Below are 18,751 nucleotides of genomic sequence, written 5' to 3' on the forward strand. Positions count from 1 at the left end.
CCTGGGGGGGGGGGGGGGGGGCCCGGGGTGCCCGGCCCCCCCGCCCGCCCGCCGTTGAGCCGACGGGCCTCCGGGGGCGGGGGCGCCGGAGGCCCTGGCGCTCAGGACCTTGGGTCAAGAGCCTTGGGTCAGGGCTCGTGTCTTGAGGACCCTGGGGTCAGGACTCTTCGTTGATCAGTTCGTTGATCTTCGAGTCGGCGACCTTCGTCGCGTCGGCCACCGAGTCACCCTTGAGGATCGACAGGAGCATGTTCTGCAGGACCTCCTCCTTCTCGATGGAGGTCCAGCCGGGCGCGATCGGGGTGAACCACGCGTCGGGCACCGCGTTGGCGATCGCGGCCGTCTCCGGCTTCGCCTTCAGCGGCTCCAGCTGCTTCTCGTTGTTCGGGAGGATGTTCTTGCCGGCGAGAACCTCCATGGACTTCTCGCTGGTGAACATCGAGACCCAGTCCTCGGCCAGGTCCTGCACCTTGGACTTGCTGGTGATCGCCAGGTCGGAGCCGCCGATGAAGGAGGGCAGCGCCTTGCCGTTCGGGCCGGGCATTCCCGCGGTGAGGATCTTGCCCTCGAGCTTCGGGTTGCCGTTGTTCTTGCCGTCGATGACGGAGCCCGACTCCCAGCCGTTGCCGTAGATGAGGGCCGCCTTCTCGTTGGCCATCACATTGGCGTGGTCCTGCTCGTCCTTGGTCAGGTCGGCCTTGTTGTACTTCTTGACCAGGTCGATGAAGTGCTGGATGCCCTTCTGCGACTCGGGCGAGGAGAGCGAGCCCTTCCACTCCTTCGCGCCCTCGTCGTACGTGGCGATCTTGCCGTCGTACGCGGCGACGTAGGACATGGCGGCGTACCAGTAACGACCCGGCAGGTAGAGGCTGGAGGCGCGCTTGTCGGTCTTGCCGAGCTCCTTGGCGACCTTGTCCATCGCCGCGAGCATCTCGTCCTCGGTCTCCGGCAGCGTGTCGAGGCCGGCGCCCTTCTTGAGCATGTCCGTGTTGTAGATCGCCACGCGCGCACCGGCGTAGTACGGCACGCAGTACTGCTTGCCCTCGAAGGTGCAGGTGTCCTTCAGGCCCTGGATCCAGGTGTCCGAGTTGTCGTACTTCTTGGGATCGACCTCGGCGACCGCGCCGTTGAGGATGTACTGCATCGTCTCGGTGTTGCCGAGCTCGACGACGTCCGGGAACTTGTCGCCACCGAGTGCGGTGTCGAGCTTCTTGGCCTTGTCCGCCCACTGCTGGTACTGGACATTGACCTTGACGTTCGGGTACTTCTCCTTGAACTGCGCGTTGACGTCCTTGACCAGTTCCGGCCAGGTGCTCTGCGCGTCCACCATCAGCCAGACGGTGACTGTGTCCTTACGGTCCTTCGGGTCCTTCGCCGAATTGCTGTCGTCGGATCCGCACGCCGCGACCGAGAACATCATGCCCGCGACGCCGATCGCCGCGATGAGCTTGCGCTTCACGCCACCCTCCTCAGGGATTCCTGCAACCCCCTCCCCACCGCGCTGACTTACGACGAGTACCACCGGGGCTGGGACCTGGTCTTTAATGGTTTAGACCAGTACGGGGAGCTTGGCCTAGACCTTTAGGGGTGTCAAGGGTGTATAAGAGGGCTGTCGTGTCCGTTATCGGACCGACACCTGGATCGGGGAGACGACCCGCGACCGGACCGTGCCACCATGTGAGCCGCAACAGACGGAGGAGCCGGTGACGGCAGCAGCGCAGGAGTCGGGAAGGCAGACCATGGCCACGGACGGGGGCGGCACCGAGCCCGAGAACGGGGCGGCGACCCGTACCGCACGCGTGCCCAAGTACTACCGGCTGAAGCGACACTTGCTCGACATGACGGAGACGCTGCCCCCGGGCACGCCCGTACCGCCGGAGCGCACGCTGGCGGCCGAATTCGACACCTCGCGCACCACGGTGCGCCAGGCGCTCCAGGAGCTGGTCGTCGAGGGCCGGCTGGAGCGGATCCAGGGCAAGGGCACGTTCGTGGCCAAGCCCAAGGTCTCGCAGGCGCTCCAGCTCACCTCGTACACCGAGGACATGCGCGCGCAGGGCCTGGAGCCGACCTCGCAACTTCTCGACATCGGCTACGTCACCGCCGACGACACGCTCGCCGGGCTGCTCGACATCACCACGGGCGGGCGTGTGCTGCGCATCGAGCGGCTGCGCCTGGCGAGCGGCGAGCCGATGGCGATCGAGACCACACACCTTTCGGCCAAACGCTTCCCCGCGCTGCGCCGTTCGCTCGTCAAGTACACGTCCCTCTACACGGCGTTGGCCGAGGTGTACGGCGTGCACCTGGCGGAGGCCGAGGAGACGATCGAGACGTCGCTGGCGACACCGCGCGAGGCGGGGCTGCTCGGTACGGATGTGGGCCTGCCCATGCTGATGCTGTCGCGCCATTCGATCGACACCGCCGGGGAGCCGGTGGAGTGGGTGCGGTCGGTGTACCGGGGCGACCGGTACAAGTTCGTGGCGCGGCTGCGCAGGCCGACCGACTGAGCCGCGTAGGCCCACCGACCAAGAGCCACGCAGGCCTACCGACCGAGAGCCGCGCAGGCCGCCGGACCGAGCCTGGACGAAACGCACCGAGTACGACAAAGCCCCACGTCAGACGGCCTGTTGAGGACCCGACGCAGGAGTACGGCAGACACACCGTTGCCGTACCGATATGCGGACGGGGGGTGACGCATGCCGAGACGTTCCCTTAGATTTCCTGCGAGTTTCAGCAGGTGACCAGTGAGGGGACGACTCGCCATGCCAGAGCCGGCACAGCCGAGTTCCACACAGGAATCGGGACAGGAATCATCCGGGCGCCTGACGCCGAAGTCGATGGTGATCTGGGCGCTCGTCGCCCTGGTGGGCGCGGTCGGCTGGGGCGTCCTCGCGCTGTCGCGCGGTGAGGAGATCTCCGCCGCCTGGATGCTCGCGGCGGCACTCGGTTCGTACGCGATCGCGTACCGCTTCTACTCCAGATTCATCGCACGGCGCGTGCTGAAGGTCGACAAGACGCGGGCCACACCCGCCGAGCGCCTCGACAACGGTGTCGACTTCCACCCCACCGACCGGCGCGTGCTGTTCGGGCACCACTTCGCGGCCGTCGCGGGCGCGGGACCGCTCGTCGGGCCGGTGCTGGCCGCCCAGATGGGCTATCTGCCGGGCACGATCTGGATCGTCGCGGGCGTCATCTTCGCGGGCGCGGTCCAGGACATGGTCACGCTCTTCTTCTCCACGCGCCGCGACGGCCGCTCGCTCGGCCAGATCGCCCGTGACGAGATAGGCCCGTTCGGCGGCGCCGCCGCGCTCATCGCGGTCTTCCTCATCATGATCATCCTGCTGGCCGTGCTGGCACTGGTCATCGTCAACGCGCTGGCCGACTCGCCGTGGGGTGTCTTCTCCATCGCGATGACCATCCCGATCGCCCTCTTCATGGGCGTGTACCTACGGGTGCTGCGGCCGGGCAAGGTCAGCGAGGTCTCGCTCATCGGCGTGGCGCTGCTGCTGCTCGCGATCGTGGCCGGCGGCTGGGTCGCCGAGTCCTCGCTCGCGGACACGTTCACGCTGGAGGCCGGCACGCTGGTCATCTGGATGATCGTGTACGGCTTCCTCGCCTCCGTTCTGCCGGTCTGGATGCTGCTGGCGCCGCGCGACTATCTGTCGACCTTCATGAAGGTCGGCACGATCGCGCTGCTGGCGGTCGGTGTCGTCGTCGCGCTGCCGACGATGAAGATGGACGCGGTCACGGAGTTCGCGAGCCGGGGTGACGGTCCGGTCTTCGCCGGTTCGATGTTCCCGTTCGTCTTCATCACCATCGCGTGCGGCGCGCTGTCCGGTTTCCACGCACTGGTCTCCTCGGGCACCACGCCGAAGATGGTGCAGAAGGAGACCCAGATCCGGATGATCGGGTACGGCGCGATGCTCACCGAGTCGTTCGTCGCGATCATGGCGATGATCACGGCGTGCATCATCGACCCGGGTCTGTACTTCGCGGTCAACTCCCCCGCCGGAGTCATCGGCGGCACGGTCGAGTCCGCCTCGCAGGCGGTCGCCAACCTCGGCTTCACCATCTCGCCGGACCAGCTCGCCCAGGCGGCGAAGGACGTCGAGGAGGCCAGCCTGCTGTCCCGTACGGGCGGCGCGCCGACCTTCGCGCTCGGCATGTCGGACATCTTCTCGTCCGTCGTCGGCGGCGCGGGGATGAAGGCGTTCTGGTACCACTTCGCCATCATGTTCGAGGCGCTGTTCATCCTCACGACGGTGGACGCGGGAACGCGCGTCGGGCGCTTCATGCTCCAGGACATGCTCGGCAACGTCTACAAGCCCATGCGCCAGGTCAGTTGGAAGCCGGGCGTCTGGTTCGCCAGCGCCGTGGTCGTCGGCGCGTGGGGCTACTTCCTCTGGGTCGGCGTGCACGACCCGCTGGGCGGCATCAACCAGCTCTTCCCGCTGTTCGGCATCGCGAACCAGCTCCTGGCGGCGGTGGCACTCGCCGTGTGCACGACGCTGCTGGTGAAGTCCGGGCGGCTCAAATGGGCCTGGGTGACGGGAGTTCCGCTCGCCTGGGACGCGGCGGTCACCCTCACCGCGAGCTGGCAGAAGATCTTCTCCGACGACCCGAGGGTCGGCTTCTTCACCCAGCGCGACGTCTACCAGGCAGGCATCGACAAGGGCGAGGTGATCCCGCCGGCGAAGACGATGGACGACATGCACACGGTCGTCACCAACTCGACGGTGGACGGCGTCCTTTCGGCGGTCTTCGCGATCCTGATCCTCGTGGTCATCGCCGACGCGGCGCGGGTCTGCTACAAGGCGATCCGCCACCCGGAGAGCGTGAAGCTGTCGGAGACGCCGTACGTGAAGTCGGAACTGGTCGCACCGGCGGGCCTGATCCCGACGAAGGAGGAGAAGGCGGAGCTGGCGGCGGCCGAGGCATCGACGAGGGCCGGGGCGGGGGCGTCCTCCGGGGCGGATCCGTCATGACGTCGGCGATCTCGGCGGCGAAGGTACGGCACGCGGTGGGCCGGATCCGTTGGTACGTACGTGAGTTGACGGGCGAGTCGGCGTACGACCACTACGTGGCCCACACCCGCGCCTGCGACCCGACGGCACAGATCAAGACCCGCCGCGCGTTCGAACGCGACCGGATGGACGCGAGAGAGGCGGACCCGAGGGAAGGGTTCCGCTGCTGCTGAGCGCGTGAGGGGCCGTCGTATCCCGATGGGGTACGACGGCCCTTCGACGTGCGGGGGCGGGGACGCACCGGGTTCGCGCCGTGTCGCACACTGCACGGATGGATCAGACGACACGGCCGGAGGCCGACTTCACCATCAGGGCGGCCGAGACCGCCGAGTACGACGTGCTCGGGGAGATAACCGCGCGGGCCTATCTGGACGACGGGCTGCTGGACTTCGGGGAGGACGACCCCTATCTGGCGACCCTGCGGGACGTCGCGGCGCGGGCCGCCGGGGCCGAGGTGCTCGTGGCCGTCGACGCGGACGGGGGCGTGCTCGGTGGGGTGGCCCACGTCTCCGGCCCGTCCGCGTGGGCCGATCTGGCCGGGGACGGGGAAGCCGAATTCCGCATGCTGGCCGTCGCGCCGGCCGCCCGGGGACGGGGTGTCGGCGGGGCGCTGGTGCGGGCGTGTGTGGAGCGTGCGCGGGCCACCGAGGGGTGCGTACGGGTGCGGCTGTCCACGCAGAAGTCGATGCTGGGCGCGCACCGGATCTATGAGCGCCTGGGCTTCGTACGGACCCCGGAACGCGACTGGTCGCCCATCCCGGGGCTGTCCCTGCTCACGTACAGCCTGGAAATCTAAGGCGTTTCGGGGCCGATTCAGGGCAAGGCCGAACACCCGCGACACAACATGTGGGGGGTGCCGCTCCCAACGGGCCCCACATGTATGCTCAAGTCTGTTGTCGCCGCAGGAGAATCCGGTGGAAATCCGGAACTGTCCCGCAACGGTGTGCTGTGGTGCGCTTTGCGCGCCCGCGAGTCCGAGCACCTGCCGACGGCGCATCCGGCTCGACCGATCCGGATGCCGAGACGTCCGGGCCTCGAGGTTGGGCCGGTGGACGCCGCACCGCGCGCTGCCCGCTTCCGGGCCGGCGTACGCGGGCGTGCGCCGCCGTGCCCCTCCCCCGTGGCCCAGAGCCGAGCGAGGGAGAGCACCACGTGACCATCGCGCCAGCCGATCCGGCTTCAGCGATCTCCGAGCGGGGACGGGGTACGGCCGTTCCGGCCGTACCCGCCGACCGGCAGGCCGACGGGCCCGGGACGAGCCTTCTGCGGCTCCTCACGGACCTCACCGCCGACCTGACCGACACGGACCCCGGCAAGGTCGCCGCGGCCGCGCTCCGGGGCCGTAACGCCGCGTCGGACGAGGCCGAGTTGCGTGAACTCGCCACCGAGGCCGCCGCCGGGCTCATCTCCGAGGACCCCGCCTACTCCCGGCTCGCCGCCCGCCTCCTCACCCGCACCATCGCGGACGAGGCCGCCGGCCAGGGCGCTCTCTCGTTCTCCTCCTCGGTCGCCGTGGGCCAAGCGGAGGGCCTGATCGCCGACCGTACGGCCGCGTTCGTCACGCGCCACGCAGCCCGGCTCGACGCGCTGATCGACCCCGCCGGCGACGACCGCTTCGGCTACTTCGGCCTGCGTACCCTCTTCAGCCGCTATCTGCTCCGGCACCCGATCACCCGCGATGTCATCGAGACGCCGCAGTACTTCATGCTGCGCGTCGCGTCCGGCCTGGCCAAGGACGACTCCCCGGCCGCCGTGGACGAAGTCGCCGCGCTGTACGGCCTGATGAGCCGGCTCGACTACCTCCCCTCCTCCCCCACCCTCTTCAACTCCGGCACCCGCCACCCCCAGATGTCGTCCTGCTATCTGCTGGACTCCCCGCTGGACGAGCTGGACTCGATCTACGACCGCTACCACCAGGTGGCCCGTCTCTCGAAGCACGCCGGCGGCATCGGCCTCTCGTACTCCCGTATCCGCGCCCGCGGTTCATTGATCCGGGGGACGAACGGGCACTCCAACGGCATCGTGCCGTTCCTGCGGACGCTCGACTCCTCCGTCGCCGCCGTCAACCAGGGCGGCCGGCGCAAGGGCGCGGCCTGCGTCTACCTGGAGACCTGGCACGCGGACATCGAGGAGTTCCTGGAGCTGCGCGACAACACCGGCGAGGAGGCCCGCCGTACGCACAATCTGAACCTCGCGCACTGGATCCCCGACGAGTTCATGCGCCGGGTCGACACGGACGGCGACTGGTCGCTGTTCTCCCCCTCCGACGTGCCCGAGCTGGTCGACCTGTGGGGCGACGACTTCGACGCGGCGTACCGCGCCGCCGAGGCGGCGGGCAAGGCCCGCCGGACCATCCCGGCGCGTGAGCTGTACGGCCGCATGATGCGCACCCTGGCGCAGACCGGCAACGGCTGGATGACCTTCAAGGACGCGTCGAACCGTACGGCGAACCAGACCGCCGAGCCCGGCACCGTCGTGCACTCCTCGAACCTCTGCACCGAGATCCTGGAGGTCACGGACGACGGCGAGACGGCCGTCTGCAACCTCGGCTCGGTCAACATCGGCGCGTTTGTCACGGAGAGCGGCGAGGGCGAGGGCTGGGAGCTGGACTGGGAGCGGCTGGACGAGAGCGTCCGCACCGCCGTGACCTTCCTCGACCGGGTCGTGGACATCAACTTCTACCCGACCGAGCAGGCCGGCCGCTCCAACGCCAAGTGGCGCCCCGTGGGCCTGGGCGTGATGGGCCTCCAGGACGTCTTCTTCAAGAAGCGGCTGCCGTTCGACTCCGCCGAGGCCGCCGCGCTCTCCACCCGTATCGCCGAGCGGATCATGCTCGCCGCGTACGAGGCGTCCTGCGACCTCGCCGAACGCGAGGGCCCGCTGCCGGCCTGGTCGCAGACCCGCGCCGCGCGCGGCGTGCTGCACCCGGACCACTACGACGTGGCGCTCAACTGGCCCGAGCGGTGGGACGCGTTGCGCGCGCGGGTCGCGAAGACCGGTATGCGCAACTCCCTGCTGCTCGCCATCGCGCCGACGGCCACCATCGCGTCGATCGCCGGGGTGTACGAGTGCATCGAGCCGCAGGTCTCCAACCTCTTCAAGCGCGAGACGCTGTCGGGTGAGTTCCTCCAGGTCAACGCCTATCTGGTGGCGGAGCTGAAGCGCCTCGGCGTGTGGGACGCGCAGTCCCGCGAGGCGCTGCGCGAGTCCAACGGCTCGGTGGCGGGCTTCAGTTGGATCCCGGCCGATGTGCGCGAGCTGTACCGCACGGCGTGGGAGATCCCGCAGCGCGGCCTGATCGACATGGCGGCGGCGCGCACCCCGTTCCTCGACCAGAGCCAGTCGCTGAACCTGTTCCTGGAGACGCCGACCATCGGGAAGCTCAGCTCGATGTACGCGTACGCCTGGAAGAAGGGGCTCAAGACCACGTACTACCTTCGGTCCCGCCCGGCGACGCGGATCGCCCGCGCGGCGAAGTCGCAGCCGGTGGCGGCGGCCGTGCCGGCCCCGGCCGTACCCCTGCAGCTGACGCCGGACGCCGACACGATCGCCTGCTCCCTGGAAAACCCCGAGTCCTGCGAGGCCTGCCAGTAATGAGTTCCACCACCCCTGCCGTAGAGAAGAACCTGCTCGACCCGGGCTTCGAACTGACCCTGCGTCCCATGCGCTACCCGGACTTCTACGAGCGCTACCGCGACGCGATCAAGAACACCTGGACGGTGGAGGAGGTCGACCTCCACTCCGACGTCACCGACCTCGCCAAGCTCTCCCCCGGCGAGCAGCACATGATCGGCCGGCTGGTCGCGTTCTTCGCGACGGGCGACTCGATCGTCTCGAACAACCTGGTGCTGACGCTCTACAAGCACATCAACTCCCCCGAGGCGCGGCTCTACCTCTCGCGCCAGCTCTTCGAGGAGGCCGTGCACGTCCAGTTCTACTTGACGCTGCTCGACACCTATCTCCCCGACCCGGCGGACCGCGCGGCGGCGTTCGACGCGGTCGAGGAGATCCCGTCGATCCGCGAGAAGGCGCAGTTCTGCTTCAAGTGGATGGACTCGGTCGAGAAGATCGACCGCCTGGAGTCCAAGTCGGACCGGCGCCGCTTCCTGCTGAACCTGATCTGCTTCGCGGCCTGTATCGAGGGCCTGTTCTTCTACGGAGCGTTCGCGTACGTCTACTGGTTCCGCTCGCGCGGCCTGCTGCACGGGCTCGCCACCGGCACCAACTGGGTGTTCCGCGACGAGACGATGCACATGAACTTCGCCTTCGAGGTCGTGGACACCGTCCGTAAGGAGGAGCCGGAACTCTTCGACGACGAACTCCAGCAGCAGGTCACGGACATGCTGAAGGAGGCGGTCGAGGCGGAACTCCAGTTCGGCCGCGACCTGTGCGGCGAGGGCCTGCCGGGCATGAACACGGAGTCGATGCGCGAGTACCTCCAGTGCGTCGCGGACCAGCGCCTCCAGCGCCTGGGCTTCGCGCCGGTGTACGGCTCCGAGAACCCGTTCTCGTTCATGGAGCTGCAAGGCGTCCAGGAGCTGACGAACTTCTTCGAGCGCCGCCCGTCGGCGTACCAGGTGGCGGTGGAGGGCACGGTCGGCTTCGACGACGACTTCTAGCAGAACTGTGCCCGAGCCCCGTGGAACGCCCCACGGGGCTCGTGCACGATGCCCCCATGTTCTCTCACGAGGGTCTTCAACTCCGCGAATGGACCGAGGCGGACGTCCCGGCTCTGTCCACGCTCTTCGACGAGCCCGAGATGGACCGCTGGACACCGCTCTCTTCGCCGTTCGACGAGGCGGCGGCGCGCGCGTATCTGCTCCGCGCCCACGAACGCCGCGCCTCGGGCCAGGCGCTCCAACTCGCCATCACGACGGACGGCCACACTCCCCTGGGCGAGGTGCTGCTGTTCGCGGCGTCGGAAGACGGCACCCAGGTCGAACTCGCCTACGGAATCGGCGCCCCGCACCGCGGCCGGGGCCTGGCGTCCCGAGCGGTCCGCCTGATGCTTCCCCACGCCTTCCACGACGCAAGGGTCCACCGCGCGGTGCTCCGGATAGAGCCGGACAACGCGCCGAGCGCGGCGGTGGCGCGCCGGACGGGCTTCCAACTGACGGACGAGCCCCCGGTCGTCCGCGAGAGCGAGGGCCGCAGCGTGCGGCTGCGGACGTGGGAGGTACGGCGCGGCGACTCGTACTGACGGCGGCTGTACGGGGTCTTGCGACCGTCGCCTTCAGGCGGCTCGGCCGTAGGCGGGTCGGGTCATGGCGGGCCATGTCGCTTCCCCCTGGGCGGTTCTTTGACCGACCTTGACCGTTTAGCGTTCATAAGGCGAGTGAACAAATAGGTTTGCTGTCGCTTTTCGGCCAAAAAATACAGTGCGCCCAGAGCTGCCCACTTGGTGAAGTTGCTACGCAGCGGCAGCATTTCGCATTAATCAGGGCATAAGTTCGGCTTGTTTGTGGGGGTCTTTGTGTTTTTGGTGCCGAAAGAGGTCGTGTCCCGTGGAGGAGGCGTGACAGTTTGTGGTGGCGCGGTGACCGTTGGGGTTGCTGCTTCAGGCTTTCCGTGGGGGGAAGTTGATGCATTCACGTGCTTCGGGCACGCCGTTTCGGCGTGCCCGCAGATCCACCCGATACGCCCTGACCGCGGCCTTCGCCGCCGTCTCGCTGGCCGCCGCGTCACTGCCGGCGTTCGCCGCGCCGGACCCGAAGGTGGAGTTACCGGAACCCGAGACGGCATGGACGACGCCGGGTGAGGTGAAGGCCCCGCCGGTGCGGACCGGTTCGACGAGGGCGCCGACTTCCCTGTCGGCGGCGGAGCCGTCGCAGGAACGTTCCGCCTGGTACGAGGCGCAGGACACGGCGCGCACTCTGCCCGACCGTGGTGTCGCCTCGGGTGCGCCGGCTTCACGGGCTGCTGCCGCGACCGAGACGGTGGTTGAAGGGCAGGGTCAGGTGCCGTGGCATCAGCTCTCCGACACCCGGCTATCGGATTCGTTGGTGGCGCGCGTCGACCTGTCGAACGGGAACCTGATGCTCGCCGGCACCGAGTTCGACGTCGCCGGGGTGGGGCAGAGTCTTCAACTGGCGCGTACGTACAACTCGCTGGACGCCCCGTACGGCAAGGTCTCCCAGCGCTGGTGGCAGGGGTGGGAGCGCTACGCGCAGATCTCGGACACCGAAGTCGTCGTGTATGACGCGACCGGGGCGGCGGTGCGGTTCGTGAAGAAGACGGACGGGACGTTCACCACGCCGACCGGGTACTCGGAGGACCTGAAGAAGAACACCGACGGGACGTACACCCTCACCGATCGCAAGTCGGGGTCGAAGGACACCTACAGTGAGCACGGCACGCTGACGAAGGTCACCGACCGCAACAACGGCACGATCACCGTCACCCAGCACGACGAGGGCGACGAGCACAAGGGCTTCAAGCTCGCCGAGACCCGCTCGGGACGCTCGGTCGACCTGGTCAAGACCAACGCCTCGCAGTGGCAGGCCAAGGACCACACCGGCCGAACCGCCGTCTTCGACCTCAACTCCGTCGGGGACCTGGTCAAGACCACCGACACGGCGGGCAAGGCCACGCACCTCGCGTACGACTCCTCGCGGCGCGTCACGAAGGTCACCACTCCCGAGGGCAAAGTGACCGCGTTCACCTACGACGCGCAGAACCGTGTCACCTCCGTGAAGCGGGCGGACGGCCCGACCTGGACGTACGCCCACTCCGCAGGCTCACCCGCCGCGGCGGGGACGACGACCGTGAAGGACCCGGACGGCGACGAGACCGTTCACACCCACAACGCGGACGGTGAAATCACCAAGGTCACCGACCCGCGCCTGAAGAACCGCTCACGCACCTACCAGAATCGCAATCTCCAGACGGCGACCGACGCGATGGGCACGGGCACGGGCGGCAACGTCACCGCCTACGGCTACGACACCCGCAACAACCCCTCTTCCGCCAAGCTCCCCACTGGCGCGACCGCCGCCGTATCCGCGTATCAGACGATTGCGGGCACCGATCTGCCGAAGGACTTCAGCGCGGCGGACGGCAAGAAGGACACCTTCAGCTACGACACCTCCGGAAACACCCTCTCCGTGGCGACATCCGGCGCGGCGGGCGGCAGCCGCAGCTACACCTACAACAAGGCGACCCCGACGTGCGGCGGCTTCGAGGGCCAGCGCTGCACGGCGAAGGACCTCAACGGCAGGACAACCGCGTTCACGTACGACACCAAGGGCGACTTGCGGAAGGTGCAGCCGCCGTCGCCGCTGGGCGAAGTCCTCTACACCTACGACGGGCTGGGCCGCCCGGAGACCGTCACCGACGGCCGGGGCATCAAGAGCGTATACACCTACGACTCCCGCGACCGCGTCACCGAAGTGTCCTCGACCAACTCGACAGTCACGTACACATGGGACGGTGACGGCAACCAGACCTCCCGCACGGACGCGTCGGGCACCACGCGCTGGGACTTCGACGCCCTGAACCGCGAAAGCGTCCGCACCCTCCAGAACGGCGCCCAGACCGCCCTCGCCTACACACCCGGCGGCGAGGTCGACCACTACACCGACCCCAACGGCAAGACCGAATACACCTGGGACATCGCCGGGCGCCTCACCGAGCTGAAGGACCCCGCCGACAAGACCACCATCTACGCCTACAACGACAACGACAGACGCACCAAGACCACCTACCCGGGCGGCACCACGCAGAGCGTGACGCTGGACAACTCCGGCCGCCCCACCGCGACCAAGGCGACCTCCGGCACCACCACGCTCATCGACCTCGCGTACACGTACGGGTACGGCACCGGCGGCGCGACGGACGGCACGAAGATCCGTACCCGCACCGACAAGGCCGCCGCGCGGACCACCGCGTACACCTACGACGCGCAGGAACGCCTCACCTACGCCAAGGAGACGGATACCGCCGGGGTGCGTACAGCGTCGTGGCTGTACTGCTTCGACAAGGCCGGCAACATGACCAGCACCACCAGTGGCACGGCCACCACCTGCCCCGCCACCCCGACCTACACCTACAACGACGCCTCCCAGCTCACCGCCCGGGGCGGCTCCACCACCGGCTGGTCCTACGACCTGGCGGGCAACGAGACCGCCGCCGACCCGGCGTCGGGCACCGCGCGCACCGGTGAAACCTTCTCCGACCACGGCCAGTTGACGAACATCACCACCGCGACCACCGCCCGCGACCTCGTCCACGCGGGCACCACGAACGACGAGCGGACCAAGCTCGCCGGCACCTGGTTCCACTCCACCGCGCTCGGCCTGAGCGGTACCACCACGGGAAGCTCGGACACGGGATTCATCCGCGAACCTGCGGGCACCCTGAACTCCATGCGAACCGGGGGCAAGAGCTACTACTACCTCACCGACGCGACCGGCAACGTCCTCGGCCTCGTCAACAACACCGGCACCCGCACGCACACCTACGCCTACAGCCCCACCGGCACACCCCGCACCACCCCGACCGAAACCGTCGTCCAGCCCTACCGCTACGCCGACCCCACCGGCCTCTACAAAATGGGCGCCCGCTACTACGACCCGAGCATGGGCCGCTTCACCCAGCCCGACCCCTCCGGCCAGGACACCAACCCCTACCTCTACGCCAACGGCGACCCCATCAACAACACCGACCCCACCGGCCTGTTTTCCCTCGGTGCTTTCCTCGGCGGTGTCGGGGCTGCCGTAGTGGGTGTGGGTTCCGTAATCGCGGCTGTCGGCACTGCCCCGGCATGTGTAACCGTCGTCGGGTGCGCGCCCACAATCGTTGCTGCAGGAACTGCGATCGGCTCCGCAGGGGCATCGTACGAGTTCTTCACGAATGCCTTCTGATGAGCCCCGGACGCACCAGACAGCTCACCGTGGTCGGAGTGATGCTGGCACTGGTCGCCATTGGTTTCGTGATCGCAGGAGCAACTGGAGAACGAGTAAGCGTCGTACTGATCACTGTAGGGCTGGCGGTGACAGCGCTTGGCGGTTTGGTTCTTCTTCTCGCCCGACTCCGAAAATAACGAGCGCTGAGATGGGCGTGTGAACGAATCGGCCAGTAGTTCACCACGTGCGGGCTGCCAGAGATTCCCTGACAGCCCGCACGGGCTGCGGCGTCCAAGTGAACGCGCATAGCCACGTACGAATGACGAAGGCATTTGATGCCTACGACATATCGAAGATCGCAATTCATAATCGTCGACCCGCCGAACGATCACTGAGCTTCTTCGATGTGGCCACCGATCGGGTGACGGTCCGTGAAGCGAAACGAGCGAGGCCCCCGCGCTGTTGATCAAGATGTCTGACGTCTCAATTACGTTGCTCGGGGGCCTCGTTGGTCGTCCATCCTGCCGCAATCGACCTGCCGCAGGAACTCGTGAAGTGGGTCACCATGCTGATCGTGACCCGTGAGGGCGACCGGCGCTGCAAGCTCCGTCCGTCCCAGCGCGCGATGGTGGCACTGGTGTATCTGCGCGAGCACACCACTTTGGCGAAGATCGCCGCCGGGTTCGGGATCAGCGAGTCCACCGCCCATGCCTACATCAGCGCGGTCGTTGACCTGCTCGCCGCGCGTGCGCCGGGTCTGCTGAGGACGCTGCGCGAGCATGATCCCGACTTCGTCCTGCTCGACGGAACCGTCGCCGAGTGCGACCGGGTCGGCCGGGCCGACTACTCCCACAAGCACCGGCGCCACGGCGTGAACGTGCAGGTCGTCACCGATCCCGGCGGCCGGCTGCTGTGGCTCTCGCCCGCCCTGCCGGGCCGCACTCACGACCTGACCGCCGCCCGCACCCACCGGATCATCCGCATCTGCGAGCGCCAGGGCGTTCCCACCGTGGCCGATCTCGCCTACCAGGGCGCCGGTCCGTGGCTGACCACGGGCATCAAACGCAGGCCCCTGCAGGAACTGACCCCCACCGAGAAGACCCGCAACCGTGCCCTGGCCGCCACACGGGCACCCGTCGAACGCGGCGTCGCCCGCCTGAAGTCCTGGCGGATCTTCCGAAGGTCCCGATGCAGTCCCAACCGCATGACGTCAATCGCCAAGGCCGTCCTCACACTGGAGCTGCAACGCTGAAGAAGCTCAGTGATGAATTCGGAGGCCGGTCGGAGGCAGCGGACAGGCCGCTGGCCGCCGAAGGGATTTCTGGCGGCCGGCGGCCCGTTGAAGGGCTGGGGAACGGTCCTCGGCGCGGGTCCCTGTTACTCGCAGGGATAGCTGGTGATGCGGACTGTGTACGCCGAGGAGACCCAGCGGTTGGTGCCCACGTTGCGGAAGCCGTTGGTGGTGGACGCCGACGCGAGGATCGTGGAGCCGTTGGCGTAGGACCCGACGACCGAGTAGCCGGTGCCTGGACCGCTGCGGATCTGCAGACCGCCGTTGGCGTTGACCCTGTAGTAGCACTTGGTGGCGAGCACGCCGGCCGGCGCGAGCTCCACGGCCGCGCCCGTCGTGCGGGCGGGTGCGGCGGCCTGGGCCGTGAGACCGCCGCCGAGGAGCGCGGCGGCGGACAGGGCCGCCACGGCCACCGTGCGGGCGGCGGAGCGACGCGGTGACATGATGCGGCGTGCTGCTGTGACGGTCATGGAATCGATTCCCCTTGCGTCGTCGGTTCTGGGTGCGGAACACGTACGTAGGAGCAGGCCCGGACCGGCCGAGCGGTGTCACCGTTCAAAGACACCGGAGCCGCGCACGACGTTAGCGCCATCGGGGCGAAATCAGCCGCCTGATACACGAGAACTACCCAACCGGAACGGGGGAAGTGGCCCGTTCCGGTTGGGTAGTCCGTCAGACGCTGAATCAACGTAATTGAGACGTCAGACATCTTGGTCAACAGCCCGGGGGCCTCGCGCGTTTCGCTTCACGGACCGTCACCCGATGGGACGATCACGCTGCAGTTCTGGGGCGAACCTCCTGAGCAGGCGGGCGGGATCTTCGCGGTGGAGATCCCGGTCGGGGCGTTCGTCGAGACTCTGGAGGACCTCGTGGCCGTCCTCGATGGTGTCCGTTAACCGAAGCCGTTCCCGCGACGTCCACCTGCAAGACCCTGCAAGTTCGTTGAGGGACATCTCATGGAACTCGTACTGTCGACGACCCCGGCCATGCGAAGTGAGGTCACCATGACTTTACGATTCATCGGAATCGACCCCAACACCGGCGGTAACGGCTCTCCAACGGTCTGGGTCGACCCGGAGACGGACGATCTGGTCATCCAGGGGTGGCGGGCCGGCGGGCAGACCGAGAAGGAATGCGCCGGGTTCGAGATCCAGGGCCACGCGACGGGGATTCCGGCCCATGAGGCCGTGGTGCGGATCCCAGCCCGCATGGTGTCGATCCTGAGGGAGGCGTGTGATGTCGCAGAGCGTGGAGAGCTTCGCTGAGATCCTTGCGGGCGTACATCGCTCCGCCGTGCACCTGGAGTTGCGGGACTCGTACGGTGTGGACAACGAGGCTGACAACTTCGCGGCGTTCCGGCGCGGAGACTGGAGTGAGGATCTGGAGCGCGCCGACCGACAGTCTTGGCTCGGCCTCGTCAATGAGGCGACTTCCCGAGGTGTCGTGATGCGCCGCGCGCGGGTGGTGTCAGTGCGGGTGTCCGACTACATCCGCTACGAGCACGCGGGCACTCAGATGAACATCGACGCCGGCGAACAGGTTCGGTGGTTGCCGAGGGACCGGGCGTCATCCCTCGCCCTGCCGGGAAATGATCTGTGGATCTTCGACGGGCGGCTGGTCCAGTTCAACATCTTCGATGGTCTCGGACAATGGATTCGTACGGACTTCACTGAGGAGCCGAGTGTCGCAAACTTCTGCGTTTCCTCATTCGAGTCCGTGTGGGAACGCGGCGTCCCCCACGCCGATTTCACGGTCTGAAACAGAGAAACGCGCGGTGGTCGGCTCTCATGTCCACGTCTCCTCTCTCCACAGCTCAGGCCGCCCGCAAGGCCCTGGCCGAGCGTCTGGGCGAGCTACGTAAGGACGCTGGGCTCACTGGGCGGGAACTTGGTGCGCGGTGCGGCTGGAGCGAATCGAAGACGTCGCGGATAGAGAGTGCCAAGACAGGCGCATCGGATGCCGATATCCGGGCCTGGTGTGCCGCGTGTGGCGCCGAGGAACAAGCTGCGGATCTGATTGCCGCCGGTCGAACCGCAGAGTCGATGTACATCCAGTGGAGGCGCCGCCATCGCGCGGGAATGCGCAGGGCACAGGTTGAGCTTCTGCCGTTGTACGAGCGGACGCGGGCCTTTCGGATCTACTGCTCGAATGTTGTTCCGGGCATCCTGCAGACACCGCCGTATGCCGGTGCCCTCATGTCGATGATCACGAAGTTCCAAGGCACACCCGACGACGTGACAGCGGCCGTCGCCTCTCGGATGGAACGGGCCCGCGTGCTGTACCAGGGAGGGCACACCTTCGCGATCCTCCTTGAGGAAACGGTCCTCCGATACCGGGTGGGGAGCGCCGAGGAAATGGCCGGCCAACTCGGCCATCTCCTCACGGTATCCGCACTGCCTTCCGTCTCGCTCGGAATCATTCCCGCGTCGGCAGAACGCACGATATGGCCTCTGGAGGCGTTCTACCTGTTCGACAACAGGCTGGTAAACGTGGAGACCCTGACGGCCGAGATCAATGTGACAGCTCCTGGCGAAGCCCACGACTACATAAAGGCTTTCGGCGAGTTGACCAAGTCCGCCGTCTTCGGCGCCTCGGCGCGCACGCTCATCTCCGACGCCGTACGCAGTCTCCGATGAATTGAGACGGTAGCCGTAAGCGTTTGCCCGGTCCACCGCATTGCACGGGATTGCGTGACGGGGCTGTTCGGCAGACGCGCCCTCCCGGGTCTGCCGCAAAATCACGCAATCTCCTTGGGGGTCGGTCGAATTGAGTTCTACCTTCCTGTCATAGGCAGCCGCCCCCGGCTCGACAAGGGAGATGGCGGCAAGCACGACGGCGGCCCCATGCCGCCCGAGGCCCCGCGCGACCCGCAGCCTCAGGGCGGCGAGGGCGGCAAGTAACCGAGGACGCAGGCGCCTCCGGCCCAACCGCCCCGTGACAGTCGAGCGGAGGCCACCCGCCGCCCACCCCCACCGGCCCACATAGGCTGCCCGCCATGGGCGACATGGGGGTTCGTGCGCGTACGCGGCTGGTGGCCGCGGCAGTCGCCGTCGGGACCGTGGTCGCCGGGCTCGGGATCAGGGCTGTCGCCGGCGGGGACGTCGCCAAGTACGGCGGGGTCGCGCTGTACACCGTCCTCGTGTACGCCCTCGTCCCCCTGATCGCCCCGCGTGCGGCCCGCCGTGGCCGGCGCCGCCGCGTTCGGGTTCAGTTGCGCCGTCGAGGTGCTTCAGCTCAGCGGGGTGACCGCCGGGCCGGCCGAGCGGAGTGTGGTCGTGCGGCTCGTGCTCGGGTCGACGTTCAATGCGCCTGACCTGCTGTGGTACGCGGTCGGTGCCGCAGCCGCCGCGCTGGTGCATACGTCGGTGACCGGCCGGCGGGCGGCTCCGGCGCGCCGTCCAGGTGCTCCGCGCGCCGCAGTTGGCGGTCGATGGCGCGGTCCTTGGCGTAGCCGATGAGGCCGGGAAGGGCGAGAAGACCGAAAAGGGCCAGTACGACGAGGTAACCACCGATTGTGTTCATGTCTCCACTGTCGTCGTTCCACGGCAGAAAGAGCAGTGGCAGGACTGTCATGAACCATCGAATTACTGCCACAC

General features: G+C 67.7%; 15 protein-coding genes, 1 pseudogene and 1 riboswitch. Of the genes and pseudogenes, 13 read left to right on the plus strand and 3 right to left on the minus strand.

The window, feature by feature from the left end:
- Nucleotides 1–157: 157 nt before the first annotated feature.
- Entirely contained in the window at nucleotides 158–1,459 is a 1,302-nt protein-coding gene (locus ACFT9I_RS30490; RefSeq protein ID WP_382569536.1) for a sugar ABC transporter substrate-binding protein, read from the minus strand.
- Between the two features lie 280 nt (nucleotides 1,460–1,739).
- Here ACFT9I_RS30490 and ACFT9I_RS30495 point away from each other — a divergent pair, with 280 nt between their 5' ends.
- The 9 genes from ACFT9I_RS30495 (at nucleotide 1,740) to ACFT9I_RS30535 (ending at nucleotide 15,116) form a co-directional block, all read left to right on the plus strand.
- The gene (locus ACFT9I_RS30495) at nucleotides 1,740–2,504 is read left to right on the plus strand and encodes a GntR family transcriptional regulator (RefSeq protein ID WP_382569612.1); all 765 of its coding nucleotides are present in this window, start codon (nucleotides 1,740–1,742) and stop codon (nucleotides 2,502–2,504) included.
- 255 nt (nucleotides 2,505–2,759) lie between these two features.
- Nucleotides 2,760–4,982, plus strand: a complete 2,223-nt coding sequence (locus ACFT9I_RS30500) for a carbon starvation CstA family protein (RefSeq protein ID WP_382569538.1) — start codon at nucleotides 2,760–2,762, stop codon at nucleotides 4,980–4,982.
- 8 nt (nucleotides 4,983–4,990) lie between these two features.
- Nucleotides 4,991–5,194: a YbdD/YjiX family protein gene (locus ACFT9I_RS30505; RefSeq protein ID WP_382569614.1), complete on the plus strand. Its 204-nt coding sequence runs from the start codon at nucleotides 4,991–4,993 to the stop codon at nucleotides 5,192–5,194.
- Nucleotides 5,195–5,292: 98 nt separating this feature from the next.
- Nucleotides 5,293–5,817, plus strand: coding sequence for a GNAT family N-acetyltransferase (locus tag ACFT9I_RS30510; protein ID WP_382569540.1), 525 nt, complete (start codon nucleotides 5,293–5,295; stop codon nucleotides 5,815–5,817).
- Nucleotides 5,818–5,894: 77 nt separating this feature from the next.
- A riboswitch (cobalamin riboswitch) is annotated at nucleotides 5,895–6,026 on the plus strand.
- 147 nt (nucleotides 6,027–6,173) lie between these two features.
- On the plus strand, nucleotides 6,174–8,615 hold the full coding sequence (locus ACFT9I_RS30515; RefSeq protein WP_382569542.1) for a ribonucleoside-diphosphate reductase subunit alpha: 2,442 nt from the start codon (nucleotides 6,174–6,176) through the stop codon (nucleotides 8,613–8,615).
- A complete protein-coding gene (locus ACFT9I_RS30520; RefSeq protein ID WP_382569544.1) occupies nucleotides 8,615–9,640 on the plus strand; it encodes a ribonucleotide-diphosphate reductase subunit beta in 1,026 nt (341 codons plus the stop codon). Before ACFT9I_RS30515 ends, ACFT9I_RS30520 begins: the two co-directional genes overlap by 1 nt.
- A 56-nt stretch (nucleotides 9,641–9,696) precedes the next feature.
- Nucleotides 9,697–10,221, plus strand: coding sequence for a GNAT family N-acetyltransferase (locus tag ACFT9I_RS30525; RefSeq protein WP_382569546.1), 525 nt, complete (start codon nucleotides 9,697–9,699; stop codon nucleotides 10,219–10,221).
- Between the two features lie 382 nt (nucleotides 10,222–10,603).
- Nucleotides 10,604–13,882 (plus strand): RHS repeat-associated core domain-containing protein, encoded by a 3,279-nt coding sequence (locus tag ACFT9I_RS30530; protein ID WP_382569548.1) that lies wholly within the window; start codon nucleotides 10,604–10,606, stop codon nucleotides 13,880–13,882.
- Nucleotides 13,883–14,372: 490 nt separating this feature from the next.
- The gene (locus tag ACFT9I_RS30535) at nucleotides 14,373–15,116 is read left to right on the plus strand and encodes a transposase family protein (RefSeq protein ID WP_382569550.1); all 744 of its coding nucleotides are present in this window, start codon (nucleotides 14,373–14,375) and stop codon (nucleotides 15,114–15,116) included.
- 125 nt (nucleotides 15,117–15,241) lie between these two features.
- Here ACFT9I_RS30535 and ACFT9I_RS30540 read toward each other — a convergent pair whose 3' ends face one another.
- Entirely contained in the window at nucleotides 15,242–15,625 is a 384-nt protein-coding gene (locus ACFT9I_RS30540; RefSeq protein ID WP_382569552.1) for an SH3 domain-containing protein, read from the minus strand.
- 534 nt (nucleotides 15,626–16,159) lie between these two features.
- On the opposite strand from ACFT9I_RS30540, the gene ACFT9I_RS30545 reads away from it, so the two are divergent.
- The 4 genes and pseudogenes from ACFT9I_RS30545 to ACFT9I_RS30560 all read left to right on the plus strand — a co-directional run.
- Nucleotides 16,160–16,420 carry a hypothetical protein gene (locus ACFT9I_RS30545; RefSeq protein WP_382569616.1) on the plus strand — a complete coding sequence of 87 codons (261 nt, stop codon included), beginning with the start codon at nucleotides 16,160–16,162 and terminating at the stop codon, nucleotides 16,418–16,420.
- The gene (locus tag ACFT9I_RS30550; protein WP_382569554.1) at nucleotides 16,392–16,913 is read left to right on the plus strand and encodes a DUF6879 family protein; all 522 of its coding nucleotides are present in this window, start codon (nucleotides 16,392–16,394) and stop codon (nucleotides 16,911–16,913) included. The genes ACFT9I_RS30545 and ACFT9I_RS30550 overlap by 29 nt, the downstream gene beginning before the upstream one ends.
- Nucleotides 16,914–16,942: 29 nt before the next feature.
- Entirely contained in the window at nucleotides 16,943–17,791 is an 849-nt protein-coding gene (locus ACFT9I_RS30555; protein WP_382569556.1) for a helix-turn-helix domain-containing protein, read from the plus strand.
- A gap of 588 nt (nucleotides 17,792–18,379) precedes the next feature.
- A pseudogene (locus tag ACFT9I_RS30560) lies at nucleotides 18,380–18,433 on the plus strand (hypothetical protein); the annotation flags it as partial.
- 22 nt (nucleotides 18,434–18,455) lie between these two features.
- Here the strand turns inward: ACFT9I_RS30560 and ACFT9I_RS30565 are convergent.
- Nucleotides 18,456–18,677 (minus strand): hypothetical protein, encoded by a 222-nt coding sequence (locus ACFT9I_RS30565; RefSeq protein ID WP_382569625.1) that lies wholly within the window; start codon nucleotides 18,675–18,677, stop codon nucleotides 18,456–18,458.
- Nucleotides 18,678–18,751: the final 74 nt, after the last annotated feature.

This window comes from Streptomyces sp. NPDC057137 (genome assembly GCF_042670825.1).
GTDB lineage: Bacteria > Actinomycetota > Actinomycetes > Streptomycetales > Streptomycetaceae > Streptomyces.

Bases quoted from the DNA above. Each gene is read 5' to 3' on its own strand.
- ACFT9I_RS30545 (WP_382569616.1), top strand. From the start codon at position 16,160: ATGACTTTACGATTCATCGGAATCGACCCCAACACCGGCGGTAACGGC.
- ACFT9I_RS30525 (WP_382569546.1), top strand. From the start codon at position 9,697: ATGTTCTCTCACGAGGGTCTTCAACTCCGCGAATGGACCGAGGCGGAC.
- ACFT9I_RS30565 (WP_382569625.1), bottom strand. From the start codon at position 18,677: ATGAACACAATCGGTGGTTACCTCGTCGTACTGGCCCTTTTCGGTCTT.
- ACFT9I_RS30540 (WP_382569552.1), bottom strand. From the start codon at position 15,625: ATGACCGTCACAGCAGCACGCCGCATCATGTCACCGCGTCGCTCCGCC.
- ACFT9I_RS30555 (WP_382569556.1), top strand. From the start codon at position 16,943: ATGTCCACGTCTCCTCTCTCCACAGCTCAGGCCGCCCGCAAGGCCCTG.
- ACFT9I_RS30550 (WP_382569554.1), top strand. From the start codon at position 16,392: ATGTCGCAGAGCGTGGAGAGCTTCGCTGAGATCCTTGCGGGCGTACAT.
- ACFT9I_RS30520 (WP_382569544.1), top strand. From the start codon at position 8,615: ATGAGTTCCACCACCCCTGCCGTAGAGAAGAACCTGCTCGACCCGGGC.
- ACFT9I_RS30510 (WP_382569540.1), top strand. From the start codon at position 5,293: ATGGATCAGACGACACGGCCGGAGGCCGACTTCACCATCAGGGCGGCC.
- ACFT9I_RS30495 (WP_382569612.1), top strand. From the start codon at position 1,740: ATGGCCACGGACGGGGGCGGCACCGAGCCCGAGAACGGGGCGGCGACC.
- ACFT9I_RS30500 (WP_382569538.1), top strand. From the start codon at position 2,760: ATGCCAGAGCCGGCACAGCCGAGTTCCACACAGGAATCGGGACAGGAA.
- ACFT9I_RS30530 (WP_382569548.1), top strand. From the start codon at position 10,604: ATGCATTCACGTGCTTCGGGCACGCCGTTTCGGCGTGCCCGCAGATCC.